Origin of the sequence: Pseudoxanthomonas sp. (assembly GCF_036845285.1) — a bacterium.
Classification (GTDB): Bacteria; Pseudomonadota; Gammaproteobacteria; order Xanthomonadales; family Xanthomonadaceae; genus Pseudoxanthomonas_A.
Genome location: NZ_DAIUEE010000020.1, coordinates 1 through 22,572 on the forward strand (window position 1 = coordinate 1; position 22,572 = coordinate 22,572).

Annotated in this window: 18 protein-coding genes and 2 pseudogenes; all 20 read right to left on the bottom strand. The window is 68.6% G+C overall.

Features of this window, described 5'->3' with window-relative positions; all coding sequences use genetic code 11:
- Positions 1 to 1,301 (bottom strand): annotated as a pseudogene (locus V7060_RS17405) (hypothetical protein); the annotation flags it as partial.
- A gap of 28 nt (positions 1,302 to 1,329) precedes the next feature.
- The gene (locus tag V7060_RS17410; protein WP_334180481.1) at positions 1,330 to 2,091 is read right to left on the bottom strand and encodes a transporter; all 762 of its coding nucleotides are present in this window, start codon (positions 2,089 to 2,091) and stop codon (positions 1,330 to 1,332) included.
- A 213-nt stretch (positions 2,092 to 2,304) separates the two neighbouring features.
- Positions 2,305 to 4,560: a methyl-accepting chemotaxis protein gene (locus tag V7060_RS17415; RefSeq protein ID WP_334180482.1), complete on the bottom strand. Its 2,256-nt coding sequence runs from the start codon at positions 4,558 to 4,560 to the stop codon at positions 2,305 to 2,307.
- A 246-nt stretch (positions 4,561 to 4,806) separates the two neighbouring features.
- The gene (locus V7060_RS17420) at positions 4,807 to 6,000 is read right to left on the bottom strand and encodes a porin (RefSeq protein ID WP_334180483.1); all 1,194 of its coding nucleotides are present in this window, start codon (positions 5,998 to 6,000) and stop codon (positions 4,807 to 4,809) included.
- An 82-nt stretch (positions 6,001 to 6,082) separates the two neighbouring features.
- On the bottom strand, positions 6,083 to 8,074 hold the full coding sequence (locus V7060_RS17425; protein WP_334180484.1) for a chemotaxis protein CheA: 1,992 nt from the start codon (positions 8,072 to 8,074) through the stop codon (positions 6,083 to 6,085).
- 49 nt (positions 8,075 to 8,123) lie between these two features.
- Positions 8,124 to 8,489 carry a response regulator gene (locus V7060_RS17430; protein WP_162338451.1) on the bottom strand — a complete coding sequence of 122 codons (366 nt, stop codon included), beginning with the start codon at positions 8,487 to 8,489 and terminating at the stop codon, positions 8,124 to 8,126.
- The gene (locus V7060_RS17435; RefSeq protein WP_062358032.1) at positions 8,486 to 8,797 is read right to left on the bottom strand and encodes an STAS domain-containing protein; all 312 of its coding nucleotides are present in this window, start codon (positions 8,795 to 8,797) and stop codon (positions 8,486 to 8,488) included. Before V7060_RS17435 ends, V7060_RS17430 begins: the two co-directional genes overlap by 4 nt.
- A 173-nt stretch (positions 8,798 to 8,970) precedes the next feature.
- Positions 8,971 to 9,927 carry a chemotaxis protein CheW gene (locus tag V7060_RS17440; RefSeq protein WP_334180485.1) on the bottom strand — a complete coding sequence of 319 codons (957 nt, stop codon included), beginning with the start codon at positions 9,925 to 9,927 and terminating at the stop codon, positions 8,971 to 8,973.
- Positions 9,924 to 10,706, bottom strand: a complete 783-nt coding sequence (locus V7060_RS17445) for a ParA family protein (protein WP_334180486.1) — start codon at positions 10,704 to 10,706, stop codon at positions 9,924 to 9,926. Before V7060_RS17445 ends, V7060_RS17440 begins: the two co-directional genes overlap by 4 nt.
- Positions 10,706 to 11,668: a flagellar motor protein MotD gene (gene motD, locus V7060_RS17450; protein WP_334180487.1), complete on the bottom strand. Its 963-nt coding sequence runs from the start codon at positions 11,666 to 11,668 to the stop codon at positions 10,706 to 10,708. The genes V7060_RS17445 and motD overlap by 1 nt, the downstream gene beginning before the upstream one ends.
- Before the next feature lie 15 nt (positions 11,669 to 11,683).
- Complete coding sequence (locus tag V7060_RS17455; protein WP_334180488.1) at positions 11,684 to 12,424, bottom strand: flagellar motor protein; 741 nt, start codon at positions 12,422 to 12,424, stop codon at positions 11,684 to 11,686.
- A 221-nt stretch (positions 12,425 to 12,645) separates the two neighbouring features.
- Positions 12,646 to 14,394, bottom strand: a complete 1,749-nt coding sequence (locus tag V7060_RS17460; protein ID WP_334180489.1) for a chemotaxis protein CheA — start codon at positions 14,392 to 14,394, stop codon at positions 12,646 to 12,648.
- A gap of 27 nt (positions 14,395 to 14,421) precedes the next feature.
- Positions 14,422 to 14,565, bottom strand: coding sequence for a hypothetical protein (locus tag V7060_RS17465; protein ID WP_334180490.1), 144 nt, complete (start codon positions 14,563 to 14,565; stop codon positions 14,422 to 14,424).
- 37 nt (positions 14,566 to 14,602) lie between these two features.
- Positions 14,603 to 15,220 (bottom strand): protein phosphatase CheZ, encoded by a 618-nt coding sequence (locus V7060_RS17470; protein WP_334180491.1) that lies wholly within the window; start codon positions 15,218 to 15,220, stop codon positions 14,603 to 14,605.
- The gene (locus tag V7060_RS17475; RefSeq protein ID WP_327482154.1) at positions 15,220 to 15,600 is read right to left on the bottom strand and encodes a chemotaxis response regulator CheY; all 381 of its coding nucleotides are present in this window, start codon (positions 15,598 to 15,600) and stop codon (positions 15,220 to 15,222) included. Before V7060_RS17475 ends, V7060_RS17470 begins: the two co-directional genes overlap by 1 nt.
- Positions 15,601 to 15,818: 218 nt before the next feature.
- A complete protein-coding gene (locus V7060_RS17480) occupies positions 15,819 to 16,571 on the bottom strand; it encodes an RNA polymerase sigma factor FliA (RefSeq protein ID WP_334180492.1) in 753 nt (250 codons plus the stop codon).
- Positions 16,568 to 17,380 (bottom strand): annotated as a pseudogene (locus V7060_RS17485) (MinD/ParA family protein); the annotation flags it as partial. The gene V7060_RS17480 and the pseudogene V7060_RS17485, both read right to left, overlap by 4 nt.
- Before the next feature lie 55 nt (positions 17,381 to 17,435).
- The gene (gene flhF / locus V7060_RS17490; protein WP_334180493.1) at positions 17,436 to 19,109 is read right to left on the bottom strand and encodes a flagellar biosynthesis protein FlhF; all 1,674 of its coding nucleotides are present in this window, start codon (positions 19,107 to 19,109) and stop codon (positions 17,436 to 17,438) included.
- Positions 19,110 to 19,297: 188 nt separating this feature from the next.
- Complete coding sequence (flhA, locus tag V7060_RS17495) at positions 19,298 to 21,379, bottom strand: flagellar biosynthesis protein FlhA (RefSeq protein WP_334180494.1); 2,082 nt, start codon at positions 21,377 to 21,379, stop codon at positions 19,298 to 19,300.
- Positions 21,376 to 22,506: a flagellar biosynthesis protein FlhB gene (gene flhB, locus V7060_RS17500; protein WP_334180495.1), complete on the bottom strand. Its 1,131-nt coding sequence runs from the start codon at positions 22,504 to 22,506 to the stop codon at positions 21,376 to 21,378. Before flhB ends, flhA begins: the two co-directional genes overlap by 4 nt.
- Positions 22,507 to 22,572 lie beyond the last annotated feature (66 nt).

Consider the following 22,572-nt stretch of genomic DNA (forward strand, 5'->3'; position numbering starts at 1 on the left):
TTGGCGTCGTCGCGCATGGTGGCGAACACGCCATGGAAGTCGCCTTCCATGCGCGCCGTCAGGTCGCCGCGGGCGATCGCCTGCAGCAGCGCGGAGACCTTGCCCAGGTTGTCATGCGCGCTTTCCATCAGTGCGTTCACACTGGCGATCATCTCGCGGAAATCATGGCGGTACCGCGCCACGTCGCCACGCTGGGAGAAGTCGCCTTCGGCTGCCGCCGCGGCCAGGCGCTTGATGTCGCCATTGATCGCCGACAGGTTGGCCTTGCACATGTCCATCGCCTCGGTGATCACGGCCTTTTCGCCCGGCAGGCGATCCATGTCGTCCGACAGGTCGCCGACGGCATAACGCTGCATCAACTCGACCAGCCGCGTCTTCACGTCGACATGCGCGGCCACCAGCGCATTGGTGTCGTGCACCATGTGCCCGTAGTCGCCGGGAAAGGCGGCTTCATCCATGCGGAAGCTGATCGTGCCCTGTTCGTGGCGTTCCGCCATGTGGCGCTGCGCCAGGATCACCGCCTGCACCTGTTCCTGCACCTGCTGCATGCTGTGCGCCAGGCTGCCGCGATCGCCGTCCCGCAGCGCGACGGTCCGGCTGAAGTCGCCGGCGGCGATGCGGCGGGCGATATCGGCCACATCGGCCGGCTCGCCGCCGAGTAGGCGACGCAATGCGCGTGCGATCCATGCGCCCAGCATGGACAGCGCCAGAATGGCGAGCACCGCGCTGAGCCACTGCCGGCGCGCCACGCCGGCCGCACGGGCATCCGCCTCGTCATGCGCGAGCCGATCGGCGGCCATGATGCCGTCGCTGATGGCCGCCATCCGTGTTTCGAGATCCTCGAAGCTGGCGATGAAGTTGGCATAGGTCTGGTCGACGGTGGCGGCGCGGTCTTCGACCTGGCCGATCACGGTGCCGGCGTGGCCGATGTAGCCATCGAGCGCCGGGCCGATCTCCTGCATCGTCCTGGCGGTGGCGGCATCGAGGTGCAGCCTCGCCTGTGCATTGGCGGCGATCGCCTCACGGAACGTGGCGGCGTGCTCCTGCCAGGCCTGGCGCGCGGCGGCGATGCCGGCGGTGTCCTCCTGGCGTCCGGCGAGCATCGCCGCCAGCACGTCGCCGCGCAGCGCGTCGTGCATCATGTCGGCCTGCATGTGGTGGCGAAGCGATCGTGCGCTGGCGTTCTGGTCTTCCAGCGACGTCAGCAGGTCGCGCTGGCCGAGGTGGCCGATCACGCCCATCGCCACCAGCCCCAGCAGGGCGGCGGAAATCAGCGTGGCGAGCATGTGGGTGGTCTTCATGGCGGTTGTCCGGTCAGGGCGGCGACGGTCAGAAGCGCGCCGACACGCCGACGGTCACGGCGTGGTCGGGCGTGCGGTGGTTGAGGCCGGCGCCATAGGCCAGGTCGAGCTGCACGTCGTCGTTGAGCAGCCAGGCGCCTCCCAGGTCCAGCGTGGCGACGGTGCCGCCATCCTCGGCGCGTGCGATCTGCGGGAGGGCGACCTCGGCGAAGGTACGGAACCGGTCCGTCCATGCCTTGCCGACGACCACGCCGAGGATGCCTGCGGTATAGCGACGGCCCTCGTCGTCGCTTTCGCGCACCAGTCCGGGCATTACGCCGAGGGAATAGTCGTCGGCCAGTTCCCACTCGGCGACAAGGCGCACCGACGGACGCACGCCATGGCCGCGGAAAGCGCGGTCGCCGCTGGGCAGATCGGCGTGCACCAGCCAGGCCAGCGACGGTCCGCGTTCGCCGGAGCCGGCGACGTGGTACTTGGCACCGACCGAGATATCGGCCATGCCGCGCTCACGCTCGCCGGCCGCAGCACTGCGCAACCAGCCGTCGCCTTCCAGGCGGAGTTCCCAATGTTCGGAGACGCCGAGGCGGAGCAGGGTGGGGGTGGCGAACGTGCGCGCGTCGCTGTCCTTCTCCCACGCGACGCTGGTTTCGATCTGGACACGGTGCGCACCGACGGTCTGGCTGGATTCGACGAAGTCGGGACGATCGGTGGCGATGGGCTCGGCGGCCTGCGCACCGGCGATCGCGGCGGCGGAAAGGAACAGCGGCAGGACGCAACGTGCGTGAGACATGGAGAGTCACCAGGTTGATGTGGATCCGGTCCGTCATCGGGCCGGTGGCTCCCTAGCTATCGGCGCGAAGTGGCCTGCGCTTGACTCACATTTTTCCCTTTCCATCAGTAACTTGAATAACGCCAGCCGGTGCGTAAGTCGCGGGAAAGCAAACGGCCCGGACATCGCCGGGCCGTCTTTGAGCGGGGAGCCGCCGTCGGAACGGACGGCCGTCTAGAACTCCTGCCAGTCGCCGTCGGCGAGCGCCGGTTCCGGTGCGCGCGTGGCCGGCTTGCGTGCGACCGATCGCGGCGCGGGTCGGGGCTTCGCTGCGGCGGGGGCGACGTGGGCGACTGCCACCGCGTTGCGTGCAGGTGCAGCCGTGGCGGTTGCCTGCAGCTTGAACACCGATACCGACTCGGTAAGCGATTGGGCCTGCTCTTCCATCGAACGTGCGGCAGCGGTGGCTTCCTCCACCAGCGCGGCGTTCTGCTGGGTCGCTTCGTCCATCTGGGTGATGGTCTGGTTGACCTGTTCGATGCCGGCGCTCTGCTCCTGCGAGGCCGCGGAGATCTCGGCCATGATGTCGGTCACGCGCTGCACGCTGGCGACGATCTCGGCCATGGTCGCGCCGGCCTGGTTCACCAGCGCCGAACCATCGGCCACCTTGTCCACCGAGGTTTCGATCAGGCCCTTGATCTCCTTGGCGGCGTTGGCGCTGCGCTGCGCCAGCGTGCGCACTTCCGAGGCGACCACGGCGAAGCCGCGACCCTGCTCACCGGCACGCGCCGCTTCCACCGCCGCGTTGAGCGCCAGGATATTGGTCTGGAAGGCGATGCCATCGATGACCGAGATGATCTCGGCGATCTTCTTCGACGACTGTTCGATGTCGGTCATGGTCGTAACGACCTTGCCGACCACGTCGCCGCCCTGCGAAGCAACGGACGCGGCGCCGATGGCGAGCTGGTTGGCCTGGCGGGCCGACTCGGCGTTCTGGCGCACGGTGGAGGTCAGTTCCTCCATCGAGGCGGCGGTTTCTTCCAGGTTGGCGGCCTGCTGTTCGGTACGGCGGGAGAGGTCGTTGTTGCCGGAGGCGATCTCGCCGGCGGCGGTGTTGATGCTCAGTGCCGCGATCTGGATGCCGCCCACGATCTCTGTCAGCTGGGTGACCGTGGCATCGGCATCGTCGCGCATGGTGGCGAACACGCCGTGGAAGTCGCCTTCCATGCGTGCCGTCAGGTCGCCGCGGGCGATCGCCCGCAACAGGGCGGAGACGTCGCCGAGATTGCCGTCGGTGGTCTCCATCAGCCGGTTCAGCGTTTGCACCATGTCACGGAAGTCGTGCTCGTACTTGTCCGCATCGCCACGCAGGGAGAAGTCGCCTGCGGCGGCGGCCGACGCCAGGCGCTGGATGTCGCCGTTGATGGCGGACAGGTTAGCCTTGCATATGTCCATGGCATCGGTGATGACAGCCTTCTCGCCCGGCAGGCGGTCCATGTCCACCGACAGATCGCCCACTGCATAACGGCGCATCACGTCGACCACGCGCATTTTCACGCCGATATGCTGGGCGACCAGCATGTTGGTGTCGCGCACCATGCGGCCATAGTCGCCGGGGAAGTTGCTGTCGTCGATGCGGAAGCTGATCTGGCCTTCGTCGTGGCGCCGCGTCATCTCGGCCAGCGCCTCGATCAGCGATACGACCTGCCGTTGCATGCGCTGCATGGCGGCCAGCAACTGTCCGACTTCGTCCTTGCGCGAGGTATAGATCTTGCCGTCCAGCTTGCCGGCGGCGACATCGTTCGCCACACGCACGGCTTCGCCCACCGGCTTCACGATCGACCGCGTGATCGACCAGCCCAGCAGCCCCGCCAACGCCAGCACCAGAGCCAGGCCCGTCACCATCGTGGCGACCGTGCGCTGGTGAGCGCGCTCGGACGCGGCGACGTCTTCGGCCAGGTTGTCCACGTTGTACTGCGAGAGCGCCTTCAGGTGCTCGAACAATTCGCGCCGCAACTTGCGCGATTCGCTGCCGGAGACGGCCTGCGCGGCCGCGAAATCGTCGGCCGCCACGGCGGCGGCGATGCGGTCGTGCGCTTCGAAGTAGGCGGCCCGCGAGGCTTTCACCCTCCCGTAGAGCGCCAGTTCCTCGGGCGAGGACTCGGCCGGAATGGCGTTGTAGGCCGCTTCCGATGCCTCGATCAGCTTGCGGGTATCGGCCAGCCGCTTGTCGTAGTCGGCGATTTCCGCTGCATCGCCCTGCTTGGTCAGCTGGGCCTGCTCGTAGGCGCGGAATTCGCCCAGTTGCACGCGCATCTCGCCAAGGTGCTGCACGGCCGGCATCCAGTTTTCGTTGATGTCGCCGATCTGCGTGTCGCTGACATTCAGGCGCCACAGCGAGAAGCCGCCAAGCAGCAGCGTCAGGGCGGTGGTGACGGTGAAGGCCAGCGCCAGCTTGCGGGCGATGGGAAGGTTCTGGAACCAGTTCATCCGGGAGTTCTCCGATAGAGCAACAGAAGCGCGCAGGCGGCGGACATCACGGACCGTGGGCCGAGTCTCCCGGATAGCCTTGAATCCGGAGGGCTCGCATCGCAACGGCGCGACGTCTGCAACGGGGTAGCGGCGCTTGTGACGGCTTCTTTACAACCGTTCGGCAGAAAGGCGGGCCGAGTGGCGAAACTGGTGCCGCGAGCGCGCGCAAATCGTGACGCGTCGCGCGCCAGGGGGCTGAAACGATCAGAAATGCATCTGTGCGCGCAGTTGGAACACGGTCGGGTCGGCGGAGAACAACCCGCGCGTGGCATCCGTCTTCACGACGTTGGCCTGGACCTTGAAGTACGGCGTCAGGTACCAGTTGGCGCCGAGCGTCCAGTTGTGTTCGCGGCCGCCGGCGATGCCGTCGCTGTCCAGGTCGATGCGGCTGTAGCGGGCCAGCAGCTCCAGCGCGCCGTGCTTTCCTTTGGGCCTGGGGTTGGCGACGTTGCCGCCGCTGTAACCGCGCGATTCCCCGGTCGCCAGCCAACTGGCGAACACGTAGCCGCCATCGGCCGAATACGACGGCAAGCCCGGCTCGCGTGTGGTCTCCTGCCGCAGGTATTCGCCCTGCAGCGACCACGGGCCATGGATCCACAGCGCTTCCAGGCCGGTGCGGTCGATGCGCTCCACCCGTGTCAGGGTTCCGGAATCCACCAGGCGCACGCTGGTAAGCGCGGCTTCCGGACGGGCGCGCCATCGCACGCTGGGATGCACGGTGACGCCCAGGCCGTTGACCTCGCTGTCCGGCCGCTCCTGCGCCCCGGCGATGCCCAGGTGCAGCACGTCGCCTGCCGCCTTGCGTGGCGTCCATGCGAGGCGCAGCGCGGCGGTGTCGCCCTTGTTGTTGCCAAGCAGGTCCGATTCGAAGAAGTAGCCCGCGTTGACGATGTAGCGCTCGCGCTCGAACGCCCAGTCGATGCCGCTGCGGCGGTTCTCGTAGAACGCCTGCGTCGGCAGCGCGCTTTCCAGGAAGCTGACGGCGCGCGTGGCGGTGTTGCCCTCGAAGCCCAGCGGCACCTTCATCTGGCCGATGCGCAGCTTGCCGAGGTCACGTCCGAGCAGGGCCTTGGTCTCCACGCGCAACGCCACGTCGTTCCAGCTCCTGGCATGGAAATCGTAGGTCACGCCGAGGTCGTAGACACCCTTCTTGCGCAGGGTCAGGCCGAGTTCCTGTCGCCGCCAGGCGTCGTCGTCCTGCAGGTCGGCGCCGTTGTAGCCGTCGCCGGAAAAGCGGTTGAGGTCGTATTGCAGGTTGCCGCCGAGGCTCAGCTCGGTGCCACCGGCGAAGGCGATCTTCGGCGGCCACGCGGTGGCCCTGGCAGCGCCGTCGTCGGCACGGGCGCCGGCATGCACGGCCAGCAGGGAGAGGGCGAGGGTGGAGAGAACGAGCTTCATGCGGGTGCCGATAGTGTAGGGCGCGCGCCACCGGACGTCGCCCGCGTGGGGCGACGCATCCGCGACAGCGCGAAGAGAAGGGTCAGGCGGCCTGCTGCATCCGGCGCGCACGCACCAGGCCACCGACATCGACGATCAGCGCGACGCGGCCATCGCCGAGAATGGTGGCGCCGGAAATGCCTTCGATGCGGCGGTAGTTGTTTTCCAGGTTCTTCACCACGACCTGCTGCTGGCCGATCAGTTCGTCGACTTCCAGCGCGAGCTTCTGGCCATCGGCTTCCACCACCACGACGAGCGGGTCGGCGTTGCGGTTGTCGCCGTAGCGGTAGTACTGGTTCAGCGCGACGATCGGCAGGTACTCGCCGCGCACGCGCAGCACGCGGCCTTCGCCGCCCACGGTGCGCACGTCTTCGGCCTGCGGTTGCAGCGCTTCCAGCACGTAGGTCAGCGGCAGGATCAGCGTTTCCTCGCCGACCGAGACGGCCATGCCATCGAGGATGGCCAGCGTCAGCGGCAGGCGGATCACCACGCGGGTGCCCTGGCCGGCGGCGCTTTCGAGCTGCACTTCGCCGCCCAGTGCCTGGATGTTGCGGCGGACCACGTCCATGCCGACGCCGCGGCCCGACAGGTCGGTGACGGCTTCGGCGGTGGAGAAGCCCGGCTGGAAGATCAGGTCCCACACCTGCGCGTCGGTGGGATTCTCCGGCACGGCGAGGCCGCGCTCGGCCGCCTTGGCGAGGATGCGGTCGCGGTTGAGGCCGCGGCCGTCGTCGCTGACTTCGATGACGATGTGGCCGCCCTGGTGCGAGGCCGCCAGCGTGATCGTGCCGGTTTCGTCCTTGCCGGCCTGCGTGCGCACATCGGGCATTTCCAGGCCATGGTCGATCGAATTGCGCACCAGGTGCACCAGCGGATCGGCGATGCGTTCGATCAGGCCCTTGTCCAGTTCGGTGCCTTCGCCGATGGTGCGCAGGCGCACCTGCTTGCCGAGGCGCGCGGACAGGTCGCGGACCAGGCGCGGGAAGCGGCGGAACACGGCGTCCACCGGCAGCATGCGCACGCCGATGACGGCTTCCTGCAGGTCGCGCGTGTTGCGCTCCAGCAGGTCGAGGCCGGCGAACAGGCGCTCGCACTGGGCCTGGTCGATCAGGCCGGACACCTGCTTCAGCATGGCCTGGGTGATGACGAGTTCGCCGACCAGGTTGATCAGCCCGTCGATCTTGTCGACGCTGACGCGGATGGAGGTTTCGGCGGCATCGTTGGCGGCGGGTGCCGCTGCGGCAGGCGCCTGCGTGCCGCTGGCGGCAATGGCGGCGACCGGTTGTGCGGCGACGGCGGCGGCTTCGACCGGCACCGCGTTGCGCTGCATCGGCTGGATGTCGAGTTCGCAGTCGTCGACGACCCACGCGAACACGTCGTCCACCGCACTGCGCGGTACCTTGCCGATCAGGCCGAGATCCCACGCCAGGTAGGCTTCCAGCGGATCGATCTGTTCGAAGCCGGGCAGGCGCTCCATGCGGCACGCGATTTCCAGCGGGCCGAGGTGTTCCAGCTCGCGCAGGATGCGCAGCGGATCGTTGCCGCTCATGAACAGCGACGGCGCCGGTGTGAAGCCGATCTTCCAGCCGTCGGGTTCGGCATCGGCGACCGCTGCGGCCACAGGCGCGGCGGCGGCGGGGGCGTCCTGGCCGGACAGCACCGCGTTCAGGCGGTCCTTCATGGCCTGCACAGCGGCGGGATCGGCCGGCGTGCCGTGTTCGGCTTCGGCCAGCAGCGCACGCAGCACGTCGACCGAGGCGAGCATCGCATCGACCGCGGGCGGGCTGACGGCGCGCTGGCCGGCACGCAGTTCGTCCAGTAGCGTTTCCAGCACGTGGGTCATGCCGGCGATGGCGTCGAAGCCGAACGTCGCCGAGCCGCCCTTGATGGAGTGCGCGGCGCGGAAGATGGAATTGATCAGGTCGCCGTCGCGGTTGCCCTGTTCCAGCGACAGCAGGCCGGCTTCCATGGCTTCCAGCCCTTCGCGGCTTTCCTCGAAGAACGTGGCGTGGAAGCGCTGCATGTCCATGTTCATGGCGACGGTGCCCTGGTGCGGTCGGAAGGGAAGCGGAGGAGGTGGGCGATCAGCCCAGGACTTTCTGGACGGTGGCGACCAGTTGTTCCGGGTTGAACGGCTTGACCAGCCAGCCGGTGGCGCCGGCGGCCTTGCCTTCGGCCTTCTTGTCGGCGGCCGATTCGGTGGTCAGCATCAGCATGGGCGTGAACTTGTAGTCCGGCAGGCCGCGCAACGCGCGGATCAGCGAGATGCCGTCCATGTTGGGCATGTTGACGTCGGTGACCACGGCATTGAACTTCTGGCCCTGCGCGCGCCCCAGCGCGACCTGGCCGTCCTCGGCCTCATCCACCGCGAAACCCGCCGAGCTCAGGGCGAAGGCGACCATCTGTCGCATCGAGGCCGAATCGTCCACTACCAGAATGCGTGCGCTCATGCGGCGTTCTCCACTTGTTGCGTGTTGTGTTCGTTGTCGTTGGCCAGGCCGAGCTGCGGCGCGATGCCGAGCAGCCGCGCGGCGTCGCGGAAGCTCTGGCTGACCGCACTGAAATCGGTGGCCAGGCCGGCCTGCTCGCGCTGGCGCACGAAGCTGCACAGCACCTGCAGGCTGGCGGTATGCACGCGCTGCACGGTGCCGGCGTCCAGCGCCAGCGGTCCGGGCTGCGCGACATGCGGGGCCAGGTGCTGCTTGAGGTCGGTGGCGGCCTCGATACCGAGGTCGTCACCCAATGGCACAGCGCTCATCGTGTCTCCGGAAAGGCGGCTCTGGTGAGGTATCGGCGCACGAGGTCGGCTCTTGAGGGACGGGTGTGAATGTGTGACGGCGTTGGGGAAATGCGGGGCGCGACTGGGGAGACGTGAGGCGTGAGCGGAAGCAGGCGCGGCCTGACCTCATTTCTGTCCCCTCGCGCCCGGCCTCACTGCAGGATCTGCGAGGCGTCCAGCAGGATCACCGCGCACTCGTTGAGGCGTGCCACGCCGCGGAACAGCGGGTTGGCGATGCGGCCCACGCGGGCGTTGTCGGGCGATTCGATCTGCTGGTCAGTGAGGTTGGCGACGTCTTCGACGGCCGTCACGCGCAGGCCGAGGGTTTCACCGTGCTCCTCCAGCACTACGATGCGGGTAACGGCATCGACCTCGATCGCGCGGCGGCCCAGGTACAGGCCCATGTCGATCACCGGCACCACCTGGCCGCGCAGGTTCATCACGCCCAGCATGTGCGGCGCCGCGCCGCGCAATGGCAGCAGGATGGCCGGGCGAACCACTTCCTGCACCTTCAGCAGTTCCAGCGCGTAGTGCTGCTGGTCGCAGCGCAGGCGCAGCCAGCGGGTCTTGCGCTCGGTGGCGCGACGACGTTCGCCGGTGTCGACCTGTGCTTGCAGGAAGGGCTTCGCCGGCAGCGGCACGGCAGCGTAGGGCAAGGGAGCGGCGGGCATCGACGGCGGCACGGCCGGTGCCGGTGCCGCCGCAGGTGCCGTGACGCGCGACGTCGGCGCGGCACCGCCGTGCAGGTCGTCGAGCAGGGCTTCGAATTCGTCATCGCTGATCAGGTCGCCACCGGCGCCGGGACGAACCGGTGCGACGGCGAGGGCGGGTGCCGCCGCCGGAGGCGCAGGCGCGGCCACGACCGCAGTCGGCGCGCCGTCGCCATGCAAGGTGTCGAGCAGGGCTTCGAATTCGTCGTCGCTGATCAGGTCGGCTTCGCCGCCGGCGCGCACGGGCGCCACGGCCAGGACGGGTGCCGGAACCGTGGCGGGTTCCGGTTCGGATACCGGCGTGGCCGCCATCGCCGGCTCGGCGGCCTGCACGGTCGGCGCGGCGACATCGCCGAGCAGGTCGAGCAGGTAGTCGTCGAGGACGGCGGGGGTATTCATGCGGCCTGCTCCGTGTCGCGGGCTTCGGTCAGCAGCAGCCAGTCGAGCGCGCGGCGGTAAGCCGACAGACCGCGGCCGGGATACTGCGCGGCGGGGCTGGACCGGGTCAGCGCGTCGACACTGCAGATGCGGGTGTCGTTGGGGATGGCGTCGTTCCAGACGCGCTCGCCGTATTCGTCCTGCATCGCCTTGAGCGTCTCGGCCCCGGTGCGGGTGCGCTTGTCGTGCAGCGTGGGCAGGATCGACACGGGCAACACGCGGTGGCGCGAGCGCTGGATCATCTCCGCGGTGCGGCACATGCCTTTCAGGCCGTGCAGCGCCAGCGGTTCGGTCTGCGTCGGGATGATGACGTGGTCGGCCGCGGCCAGGGCATTGACCATCAGCAGGCCCAGCGTGGGCGGGCAGTCGAACAGCACGTGGTCCCAGGCGTGGCCACCGCGCGCCAGCGCGTTGGACAGGGCCAGGCCGAGTCCGGGCTGGGTGGCGCTGCGGCGCTCCAGCGTGGCCAGCGGCGTCTGCGCGGCGACGAAGGAGAGGTTCTCGATCTCGGTGGCGCGGGCCACGCTGGCGAGCGTGGGCGGCGGCTCGTCGAACAGGTCCAGCACGCCGGTCGGCTGCGGATCGGTGGCGACGCCGAACGCGCGCGTCAGCGACGCATGCGGGTCCAGGTCGATGAGCAGCACGCGATGGCCGCGCATGGCCAGGCCGCGCCCGAGGGCGAGGGTGGTGGTGGTCTTGCCGACGCCGCCTTTCTGGTTGGCGATTGCCCACACGCGCATCACTGGACTCCTTCATGGACCTGGGGCGCCGGCGGCGCTCCGGGCATGGGCGACGCGGCGTGGGCCGGCAATGGCGGCAGCGAGATCACTGACGGCGGAGCGACGGCCTGCTCCTGCGCATGCAAGTCCGGTGCCGGAGCGGTGGGGCTGGCGAGGATGATCAGCAGCACGCGGCGGTTGGCGTTGCGGCCCTCCTGCGTGGCGTTGTCGGAGATCGGGCGGAACTCGCCGTAGCCGATCATCGCCAGCCGCTCCGGCGGAATCCCGTCGCGCACGAACAGGTGCACCACGCTGGCGGCGCGCGCCGACGACAGTTCCCAGTTGGAAGGGAACTGCGCCGTGCGGATCGGACGATCGTCGGTATACCCCTCCACGCGCACCGAGTTGGGCACGTCGGCCAGCACCGCGGCCAGCTTGCCGACGGTTTCCTGCGCCTGCGGATCAAGCGCCGCCGAGCCGGTGGCGAACAGGATGTCGCTGTTGATCTGCACTTCCAGCCACAGCGCCGAGCGCTTGATGGTCACCAGCTTCTCGTCGATCAGCGGCGCCAGCGCGCGTTCCAGGTCGTCGGCGATGCGCTTGAGCTCGCCCTGCGCGGCCTGCAGGCCGTTGGCATCGAGCGACATGTTCATCTGCGAGGCCATCGCCGCCAGCAGCGTGACGTTGGGCGAAGGCGAAGGCGCGGACGGCCCCTTCTTGGCGCCGGACTTGATGGGTGACGGGCGGTCGAAATCGGCGCCCTGCAACTGGTGGTTGCCGACCTGCACCGGGTTGATGGTGCGCGGTGCGCCGCCGAACGCGGCGGTCAGCGAATCGGCCACCACCCGGTACTTGCCTTCATTGACGGTGGAGATGGCGTACATCACCACGAAGAAGGCCAGCAGCAGCGTCATCAGGTCGGCATAGGGAATCGCCCAGGCCTCGTGGTTGACGTGGTCTTCGTGCTTCCTGCGGCGTGCCATCGACGTCGTCCCGGCTCAGTGCAGGAAGCCGGCCAGCTTGGCCTCGATGTTGCGCGGGTTCTCGCCCTGCGCGATGGCGATCAGGCCTTCGATGATCATTTCCTGCTCGCGGCTGCGGCTGCCGATCACGCTCTTCAGCTTGCTGGCGACCGGCAGGAAGAACAGGTTGGCCGACGCGATGCCGTAGATGGTCGCGGTGAAGGCGGCGGCGATGCCGTGCCCCAGCTTGCTGGGGTCGGCGAGGTTCTTCATCACCGCGATCAGGCCGAACACCGCGCCGATGATTCCCAGCGTGGGCGCATAGACGCCCATCGCCTCGAATACCTTGGCGGCGGCGAGGTCCTGGTGCTCCTGGCCGTTGAGGTCGATCTCCATCATGTGGCGGATGGATTCCGGCTCCACGCCATCGACCAGCATCTGCAGGCCTTTCTTCAGGAACGGGTCTTCCTGCTGGTTGACCAGCGGCTCCAGCCCGAGCAGTCCCTGCTTGCGCGCGATGTTGCTCCACTCGACGATCTGCGCGACCAGCGCATCGCCTTCGTTGCCTGGCGGCCGGATCACCCAGCGCGCGATGGAAATCGCACGCTTGAACACCGGCGGCGGCGTGTGCACCAGGATCGCGGCGATGGTGCCGAGGATGACGATGACGAACGCCGCCGACGACCACAGCGACGACAGGCCTGCGCCCTTGAGGATGCTGCCGCCCACCAGGGCGACCAGCGCCAGCAGGAGTCCGATGAGGCTGAAGATGTCCATGTGCTGATCTATCGGCCCGGTTCAGTTGGACTTGAGGTGAAGCCCCTGCAGGAGCGACGTGAGTCGCGACCGGGGTCACACCCGGCTCTTTGTCGTTGTGGGAGCGACGTAAGTCGCGAGCTCTTTTCTTCGGGCATCGAGACACGGTCCTATTGCGTCTCGCGGCCATCGCGACTTACGTCGCTCCCACAACAGCCCGGGTCCCACAGACCGCCATCGCTTCACGCCGTCGCGCGCAGTCCGTCCACGTCGAGGATCAGTGCCATGCGGCCGTCGCCGATCAGGGTGGCGCCGGCGTAGCCGGGCAGGCCGCGCACGGCACGTGGCAGCGGCTTGATGACGACTTCCTCGCGGCCGCGGACCTGGTCGACGATCAGGCCGAAGCGTTGCTCGCCCATCTGCAGCACGACGATGGTGAGCAGCGGCGCCATCACCGGGTCCACGCGCAACCACTGGCGAAGATCGACCAGCGGCAACGTGTGGCTCTGCCGGTCGAGCACGGCCTGGCCGTCGAACCAGCGCAGGCTTTCCGAAGGCGCATGCAGCACTTCCATCACGCGCGCCAGCGGCAGGGCGTAGACCGGTTCGCCGGCCTGCACCAGCAGCGTCGGCAGGATGGCCAGTGTCAGCGGCACGCGGATGACGAAACGGCTGCCGCGGCCGACGTCGGAATGGATGGTGATCTGTCCGCTGAGTTCGCGGATGCGCGACTGCACCACGTCCATGCCGACGCCGCGGCCGGAGATGTCGGTGACCTCGGCCTTGGTGGAGAAACCGGGCAGGAAGATCAGCTGCAGGCATTCGTCGTGGGTCAGGCGGGCGGCGGCCTCGGGATCGATCAGGCCTTTTTCCAGTGCCTTGGCGCGCAGGCGCTCGGGGTCGATGCCGGCACCGTCGTCGCGGATCTCGATGGTGACGAAGTCGCCTTCCTGCTGCGCCGACAGTCGCACGTGGCCGGCGCGCGGCTTGCTGCAGGCCTCGCGCAACGACGGAACTTCCACGCCGTGGTCGATCGCGTTGCGCACCAGGTGCACCAGCGGATCGGCGAGCGCTTCCACCAGGTTGCGGTCGAGTTCGGTATCGGCGCCGACCAGTTCCAGGTCGACTTCCTTCTGCAACTGGCGGGCGACGTCGCGCGCCACCTTGGGGAAGCGCGAGAACACCTTGCCGACCGGTTGCATGCGCGTGCGCATGACGGCGGTCTGCAGGCGTGCGGTGGCGATGTCCAGGCTGCTGACCGCGCGGTCGAGTTCTTCGTCGCGGATGCGCGCGCGCAGGGTCTTCAGGCGGTTGCGCGACAGCACCAGTTCGCCGACCAGGTTGACGATGGCGTCCAGCCGCTTGGTGTCCACGCGGATGGTCTGCTCGGCTTCACCGCCGGCCTTGGCCGCCAGCTTCGGCGCAGCGGGTTTCGCTGGCGGGGGCGAAGGCGCGTGCACGGTGCGTGGCGGCGGTGGCGTGACGCTGGTGGGCGCGCCGCCGCCATGCAACTGGTCGAGCAGCGCTTCAAATTCGTCGTCGCCGATCATGTCGTCGCCCGACGCGGCCGGGCTGGCGATGGCGGCGACGCGGGGGGCGGGCGAGGAGGTATCGCCCTGCACGTCGAACTGTTCGATCAATGCCTGCGGCGCATGCGGCGGGTCTTCGCCGGCGCCGACGGCGTCAAGCATCTGCTGCAGCCAGTCCAGCGACTGCTGGGCGGCGTCGAAGTGCTGCGGTTCCAGCGTGGCCTTGCCAGCGCGCACCAGCCCGAGCGTCTCTTCGGCCGCATGGCAGAGGTTGACCATCGCCTGGATGCCGAGGAAGCCGGCGCCGCCCTTCAGCGTGTGGAAGCCGCGGAACACCGCGTTGAGCTGCCCGCTGTCGGATGGATCGTGTTCCAGCGTGACCAGCTGTTCGCCGAGCCGGTCGAGGATTTCCTGGGCTTCGATCAGGAAGTCGGCGGCGATTTCTGGGGTGACGGCGGACATGGGCGGGACGGGTACCGGTGCGGGCGATCAGCGGGAGGAATCGAGCAACTGCATCGCGCGGACGTGGCGGCGGCGCAGGAAGCGCCCGAGCACGACATCGCAGACCAGCAGCGAGCCGACGAACAGCAGGACGAGGGGATGGCGGGAACGGCGGGCGGCAGCGGCGGACATGGCGGGTCTCCGGTTCCGCAGCGCGCGTCCCCCGGGGCTACAGCCCCAGGCCGGACAGCAGGTCGTCGGCGTCGCCCTGCGAAAATGCGTTGCGGTCAAGACCAGCAACGGCCGGGCCGGCGAGTTCTGAACCCTTGTCGCGGTTTTTTTCCGGCGGCGGGATGCCGAGCGCGCCGAAGCCTTCGTGCACGCGGCGCACGATGCCGGCCACGCGGCGGATGATCTGGCCGGTGAGGTCCTGGTAGCTCTGCGCCAATGCCATCTCGGACAGGCCCTTGCCGATGCGGTCCACCAGCGCGGCCTGGGCCGGCGACAGGTCGGTGCCCTTCAGTTCGGTGGCATAGCCGCGGCACTGCTCGGCCAGGTCCAGCGTCTTGTGGCTGGCCTGCTCGGTCATTTCGACCACGTGGTCCAGGCGTGAGCAGGCATCGTCGAGTTCGCCTGCATCGGTCGGCGGCAGTTCGCCCAGCGTCTGCGCGAGTTCGCGGGCCAAGCGGCCCAGGCCCTGCATCATCGGCTGCGTGCGCCAGGCGGCGATGGCATCCAGCTCGCGGCGCCAGCCGGCCTCGTCGCCCTGTTCCAGCGCGTCGAGTGCGAACTGCAATTTTTCCACGAGGGCCGCGCGTGCACTGCCTGCCTCGGCGACGGCGTTCATCAGGCGGCCGCCCCGAGGCGTTCGAAGATCTTGCCCAGCTTCTCTTCCAGCGTCTGCGCGGTGAACGGCTTGATGATGTAGCCGTTCACGCCGTTCTGCGCCGCTTCGATGATCTGCTCGCGCTTGGCCTCGGCGGTCACCATCAGCACCGGCAGCGTCTTGAAGCGGTCGTCGGCACGGATGGCCTTCAGCAGCTCGATGCCGGTCATGCCGGGCATGTTCCAGTCGGTGACCACGAAATCGAAGCTGCCCTGCGCCAGCGCGACCAGCGCGGTATTGCCGTCGTCGGCCTCGGCCGTATTGGTGTAGCCGAGGTCGTTGAGCAGGTTCTTGATGATGCGGCGCATGGTGGAGAAATCGTCCACGATCAGGATGCGCATGTTCTTGTTGGTCACGGGTGCTCCGGTGGTGCGTGGACGGTGGGACTGGTGGGGATATCGGCCGGGGGCGGGAAAGGTTGAGGCCAGGGAACCGGGAATAGGGAACAGGGAATGAGGAATCGCGAACGGGGAGCGGTGTTGTTGCGTCCGAAGGAACGCGGACCTGCGGACAACGCAGCGCGCCATTCCCTATTCCCCATTCCCCATTCCCGGCCCCATCACTCGTCGTCTCCCAGACCGGCATCCGCCTTCTCGAACACCTGCAGGCGGCCGCGCAGGCGCACCATCGCCTGGCCATGGATCTGGCAGACGCGCGATTCGCTGACGCCCAGCACCGCGCCGATTTCCTTCAGGTTGAGTTCCTGCTCGTAGTACATCGACAGCACCAGCTGTTCGCGTTCCGGCAACTGGCCGATGCACTTGACCAGTTGCTGGCGGAACTCGCTGCGCTCCAGGTGCTGCTGCGGCGACGGGCCGCCGGTGCGGGTGGTGTTCGGCTCGCCGTGGTCGTCGATGTGCGACTCCAGGCTCAGCACCTGGCCGCGCGCGGCGTCTTCCATCAGCCGCAGGTATTCCGGCAGCGGAATCTCCATGGCGCTGGCCACTTCGGTGGCGATGGCGGCACGGCCGGTGCGCTGTTCGATCTCGCGCACGGTGGCGGCCGCCTGGCGGGCACGGCGGTGGACCGAGCGCGGGACCCAGTCGCCGCGGCGGATCTCGTCGATCATGGAGCCGCGGATGCGGATGGACGCGTAGGTCTCGAACGACGCGCCCTGTTCCGAATCGTAGCTCCGCGAGGCTTCGAGCAGGCCGATCATGCCGGCCTGGATCAGGTCGTCGATCTCCACGCTGGCGGGCAGGCGCGCGGCCAGGTGGTGGGCGATGCGGCGGACGAGGTCGGCGTGCTGGGTGACGAAGTCGTTCGCGCTGGCGCGCTGCACCGCGCGGTACTGGGCGGCGGCGGTGTTCATGCGGCCACCCCGCGCTGGATCAGGCGCTCGACGAAGAATTCCACGTTGCCGCGCGCGCCGACCGGCGGTTGCCAGCGGGCCGTGGTGCGCGCGATCTCGGTGATGGCGCGGGCGGACGGGCTGCCCGGGTAGGCCTTCACGACGGGTTGCTGGCGCTGCACGGCACGGCGCAGCCAGTCGTCCTGTGGCACCGCACCGAGGTAGTGCAGGGCGACGTCGCCGAGGAAGCGTTCGCAGACGCGGGCGAGTTTTTCGTACAGCTTCCGGCCCTCGTTGGGGTCGCGGACCATGTTGGCGACGACGTGCACGCGGTCCAGCCCGCGTTCGCGCGCCAGCACCTTGATCAGGGCGTAGGCGTCGGTGATCGAGGCCGGTTCGTCGCAGACCACCACCACGGTGTCCTGCGCGGCCTGGCAGAAGGTCAGCACGCTGTCGCTGATGCCGGCGGCGGTGTCGACGACCATGAAATCGAGGGCGCGCTGCAGTTCGGAGAACACGTTGACCAGGCCGACGTGCTCGGCCGGGGTCAGTTCGGCCATGTGGCGGAACCCCGACGAGGCCGGTACGACCAGCACGCCCTCGGGGCCTTCCAGCAGCACGTCCTCCAGCCCGCAGCGGCCGGCGATCAGGTCGGCCAGGGTGAACTTCGGCGACAGGCCGAGCAGCACGTCCACATTGGCCAGGCCCAGGTCGGCGTCCATCAGCAGCGTGCGCTTGCCCATCTCGGCCAGTGACACGGCGAGGTTCACCGACACGTTGGTCTTGCCGACGCCGCCCTTGCCGCCGGTGACGGCGACGACGCGCACGGGATGGAAGGCGCCGGGCGATGGCGGGGTGCTGCGGGGATTCGTCTGCAGCGTCTGATCAGGCGACATGGGTGGCCTCGGTGGAGCAGGGTTCGTCGGCTTCGCGGCGCAGCTGGTCCAGCCGCAGCACGAGGTGGGCGCTGTTGGCGCGGTGGAGATCGTCGGGGACGCGCTGGCCGTCGGTCACCCAGGTCATCGGCAGCTGATGGTCGACGACCACGCTCAGCGCGCTGCCCAGGCGACCGGTTTCGTCCAGCTTGGTCAGCAACACGCCTTGCGGCTGCACGGTGCTGAAGCGGCGGACGACTTCGTCCAGGTCGGAGAAGTGCGAGTTCGCGGGCAGGCACAGCAACGTCTTCACCTGGCCGGAGGCGCGCAGCCAGTTGAGCTGGCCGACCAGGTTGCGATCGCGCTGGCCGAGGCCGGCGGTGTCGATCAGCACCAGCTTGTAGTCGCGCAGGCGCTCCAGCACCAGCGCCAGGGCCTGTGCGCTGTCGGCTTCGTGCACGGCGATGCCGAGCTGGCGGCCGTAGCCGTGCAGCTGTTCGCGGCCGCCGACGCGCACCGTGTCGGTGGTGACCAGCGCCACGTCGCGGGCGTTGTGGCGCTGCGCGAAGCAGGCGGCCAGCTTGGCGATGGTGGTGGTCTTGCCGGCGCCGGTCGGCCCGACCAGCGCGATGACGCCGCCGGTATCCAGCAGGTCGGTGTCGAGCACCGGCAGCTTCTTCGACAGCAGGCCCAGCATCAGGCCGCGGCCGCGATGCAGTTCGGTATCGGCGGGGATCTGCAGCGCGATGTCGCGGGTGATGCCGGCGTCGAAGCCGTAGTCCTCCATCAGCTCCATCGCCTGCATGCGCACCGGCGAACCGCGCAGGCGTTCGTCGGTGAGGCGGTGCATCTCGCGCTCGATCATCTCGCGCATGGCGGACAGCTCGCCGCGCATCTGCACCAGTTGCTCGTCGCTCTCGCGGGCCTGCGCGGCATCGTCGGCGACGATGGTCAGTGTCGGCACGGTGACGGCCGCAGGCGCCGGCACGGTCGCGGCGACCGGCGCGCGGGTGGCGTGCAGCGCGACCACCGGCGCGGGTTCGGGTTCCGGCAGCGACACCGGCGGTGCGATGGAAGGCAGCAGGGCTTCCAGGTCCAGGGTGTCGTCGGCCTCGGCGCGCGCGGCGACCGGGCGACGCGACGCCACGACCGGTTCGATGGCGGCGACGGGCTCATTGGCCGGCGAGGCAGGCAGGCAGGCCGCCAGCTTGGCGGCAAAGGATTCGGGTTCGATCAGCAGCGGCGCGATGTCGCGCACGACCGGCATCGGGATGTCGTTGGCCGGTGCCGGCGCACGCGGCGGGACGATGGCAGCAGGTGCCGTGACCGGGGCTGGCGCGGCGGCGGCAGGCTTTGCCGTCTCCGCACGCGGGGCGGCGGGAGCGGCCGGCTGGCGGCGTGCGAAGTAACTGGCGGCGGCTTCGGCGGGCGACAGTGCTGGCGCGGTCGCCGACGGTGCCGGATCGAGCAGCGGATGCAGCGGCGCAGCGGTGGTGGCCGTCGCCGGGCGCATCGCGTCCAGGGTTCGCTGCACCAGCGCTTCGTCGTAGTTGCTGGCGGCGACGATCTCGACGCCATCCTCGGTGACCCGGTTGGACAGGATCACCGCATCCGGGCCGTGCTCCTGGCGCACCATCGCGAACGCGGTGCGCATGTCGGGGGCAACGAAGCGTTTGATTTTCATGGGCGGAAGCCGTGATTCGTGATTGGGGATTCGTGATTGGCAAAGGCAGCACCAGCGGCGGAACGATGGCGTCCTGTTCGTCGGTGCCTATCGGCTTTTTCTTTCAGACTCATTCCCGCCTTCTCCGAATGAAGTGACCCGCTTTTGCCAATCACGAATCACGAATCACCAATCACCAATCCCGGCTCTCAACTGATTGTTCCCACCAGCTTCAACCGCTTGTCCTCGGGAACCTCGCTGTAGGCCAGTACCGACAGCGAGGGGACGCTGTGGCGGACCAGGCGGGCGAGGGCGGCGCGGACCGTTCCCGGTACCAGCACCACCGCAGGCTCGCTGCGGGCTTCCTGCTTGGTCACCACGTCGGCGAGGCTCTGGTGCAGGCGTTCGGCCAGTCCCGGTTCCAGCGCCGCGCCGGTTCCCTGGGTGCTGTCCTGCAAGACGCGTTCCAGATTCGGCGCCAAGGTATAGACGGGCAGTTCCGGCGCCATGCCGGAGATCTCCTGCACGATGAAGCGGCCCAGCGACGTACGCACGGCGGCGGTGAGCGCGGCCGGGTCGGTGTTCTGCGGGGCGAATTCGACCAGCGATTCGGCGATGCGGCGCAGCTGGCGGATCGGCACGCGTTCGATCAGCAGGTTCTGCAGCACGCGCACCACGGTGGCCAGCGGCAGCGCCTTCGGGGTGAGGTCCTCGACCAGCTTCGGCGCGCTGCGGCCCAGCTGCGCCAGCAACTGCTGCACTTCCTCGTGGCCCAGCAGTTCCGGCGCGTGTTCGCGCACCAGGTGAGAGAGGTGGGTGGCCATCACCGTGGCCGGATCGACCACCGTGTAGCCCAGCGATTCGGCGGTGGCCTTCTGGTGCGCCTGGATCCAGACCGCGTCCAGGCCGAACGCCGGGTCCTTGCCGGGGATGCCGTCGATGGTGCCGAAGGCGCCGCCCGGGTCGAGCGCCAGCTCGCGGTCGGGATGGATCTCCGCCGACGCCACCGGCACGCCGTGCACCAGCAGGCGATAGCCGTTGGATGGCAGTTCCAGGTTGTCGCGGATATGCACCGGCGGTATCAGGAAACCCAGGTCCTGCGTCAGCTTGCGGCGCACCGCCTTGATGCGCGACATCAGCTCGCCGCCCTGCTGCTTGTCGACCAGCGGGATCAGCCGGTAGCCGACTTCCAGGCCCAGTGGATCGACCGGGCGCAGTTCGTCCCAGGTCAGCTCGGCGTTGCGGTCGGGTGCGCCGGGACCGGGCAGGGCCGGCACGTCGCCGGTCGCCGCGTCCGGACCCTGCTGGGTCCGCTTCCACATCTTCCAGGCCAGAAAGCCGATGCCGGCCGCCAGCGTCAAAAAGGCGACGTTGGGCATGCCGGGCACCAGCCCGACCAGGCCCAGCACGCCGGCCGCCACGGCCAACGCCTTGTGCTGGCCGAAGGCCTGGCCCATCACGGCCTGGCCCATGTCTTCCGAACGGGAAGCGCGGGTGACCAGCATCGCCACCGCCGAAGAAACCAGCAGGGCGGGCAGCTGGGCGACCAGGCCGTCGCCGATCGACAGCAGGGTATAGGTCGAGGCCGCTTCGGCCGCCGGCATCCCGTGCTGGAACATGCCGACGGCGAACCCGCCGATGAGGTTGATGAACAGGATCAGGATGCCGGCGATGGCGTCGCCGCGGATGAACTTGTTGGCGCCGTCCATCGAGCCGTAGAAGTCGGCTTCCGCACGGACTTCCTCGCGGCGTGCCTTGGCCTCTTCGCGGGTCAGTACGCCGGCGTTGAGGTCGGCATCGATGGCCATCTGCTTGCCGGGCATCGCGTCCAGGATGAAGCGCGCCGAGACTTCGGCGATGCGGCCCGCACCCTTGGTGATGACCACGAAGTTGATGATGGTCAGGATGGCGAACACCACGATGCCGACCGCGTAGTTGCCGCCCACCACGAACTCGCCGAACGCCGCGATCACCTTGCCGGCGGCATCGTGGCCGTTCTGGCCGTTGAGCAGGATCACGCGGGTGGAGGCCACGTTCAGCGCCAGCCGCAGCATCGTGGTCATCAGCAGGATGATGGGGAAGATCGTGAAGTCCAGCGGCCGCTTCACATAGATCACCGCCAGCAGCACCACCAGCGAAATGGCGATGTTGAAGCTGAAAAGCGCGTCCAGCACCGGCGGCGCCAGCGGCACCACGATCATCGCCAGCAAGGCCAGCACGACCAGCGGCGCGCCGAGGCCGTTCTTCAGCATGTCCATCCAGCGCAGGCCGCCGGCGGGCTGGGCGCTCATGCCTGGCCTCCGTGCTCATCGACGTCGACGGTCGGCAGGTCGGGCAGCGGGGCATCGCCCACGCGCCAGGCGCGCAACTGGTAGACGTAGGACAGGATCTGGGCGACGGCGGCGTACATTCTCACGGGGATTTCCCGGCCAAGCTGACCTTCGCGATACAAGGCGCGTGCCAAAGGCGGCGCCGACACGATGGCGATGCGGTGGGCATCGGCGACTTCGCGGATGCGCATGGCCAACTCGTCCACGCCCTTGGCGACGACGGTGGGGGCGCCCATCTGGCCGGCCTGGTACTTCAAGGCCACCGCGTAGTGGGTGGGGTTGACCACGATGACGTCGGCCTTCGGCACGTCTTCCATCATCCGGCGTTGCGACATCTGGTGCTGCATCTGGCGGATGCGGCCCTTCACTTCCGGGCTGCCCTCGCTTTCCTTCATTTCCTTGCGCAGCTCTTCGCGGGTCATCTTCAGCTTCCGCAGCCAGTTCCACTTCTGGTACGGCGCATCGATGGCCGCCAGCAGGATCAGCCCGCCGGTGGTGGCCAGCAGCAGGGTGCTGGTGAATTTCAGGCCGCTGCGCACCGCCTGCTCCAGCGGCATGGTCAACAGCTCGCGCAGCGGGTCGAGTCCCAGCTTCAGGCAGATCGCCGCGGCGCCACCGATCAGGACGACGCGCAGCAGCGACTTCAGCAGCTCGGCGATGCTTTCCGGACCGTACAGGCGCTTGAGGCCCGACGCGGGATTGAGCCGCTTGAAGTCGGGCATCAGCGATTTCTGCGAGAACCGCAAGCCACTCATCGCCGTCGGCGCCGCCAGGCCGGCCAGCACGCAGATGCCGGCCACCGGTGCGATCGCGACCAGCAGCTTCAGCATCATCAGGCCGACGTAGCCGAACAATTGGTCGGGCTGGCGCATCAGCAACGGGTCCGGGCTGAGGGCGACCTTCATCCAGCCCAGCGCGTTGCGCGCCAGGCCCGGACCCATGCCGATGATCGCCAGCACGCCCGCACCGAATACCGCCGCCGTCGCCAGCTCGCGCGAACGCGGGATGTTGCCCTGTTCACGGGCTTCGCGAAGTCGTTTTTCGGTGGGTAATTCAGTGCGTTCGCCGCTTTCGTCCTGCTCAGACATGGCGCATTTCCGACGGGGTCGGCATGGTCCGTGCAAGAGCTGTTCCAGCCGCGGGCGCGGATCCGC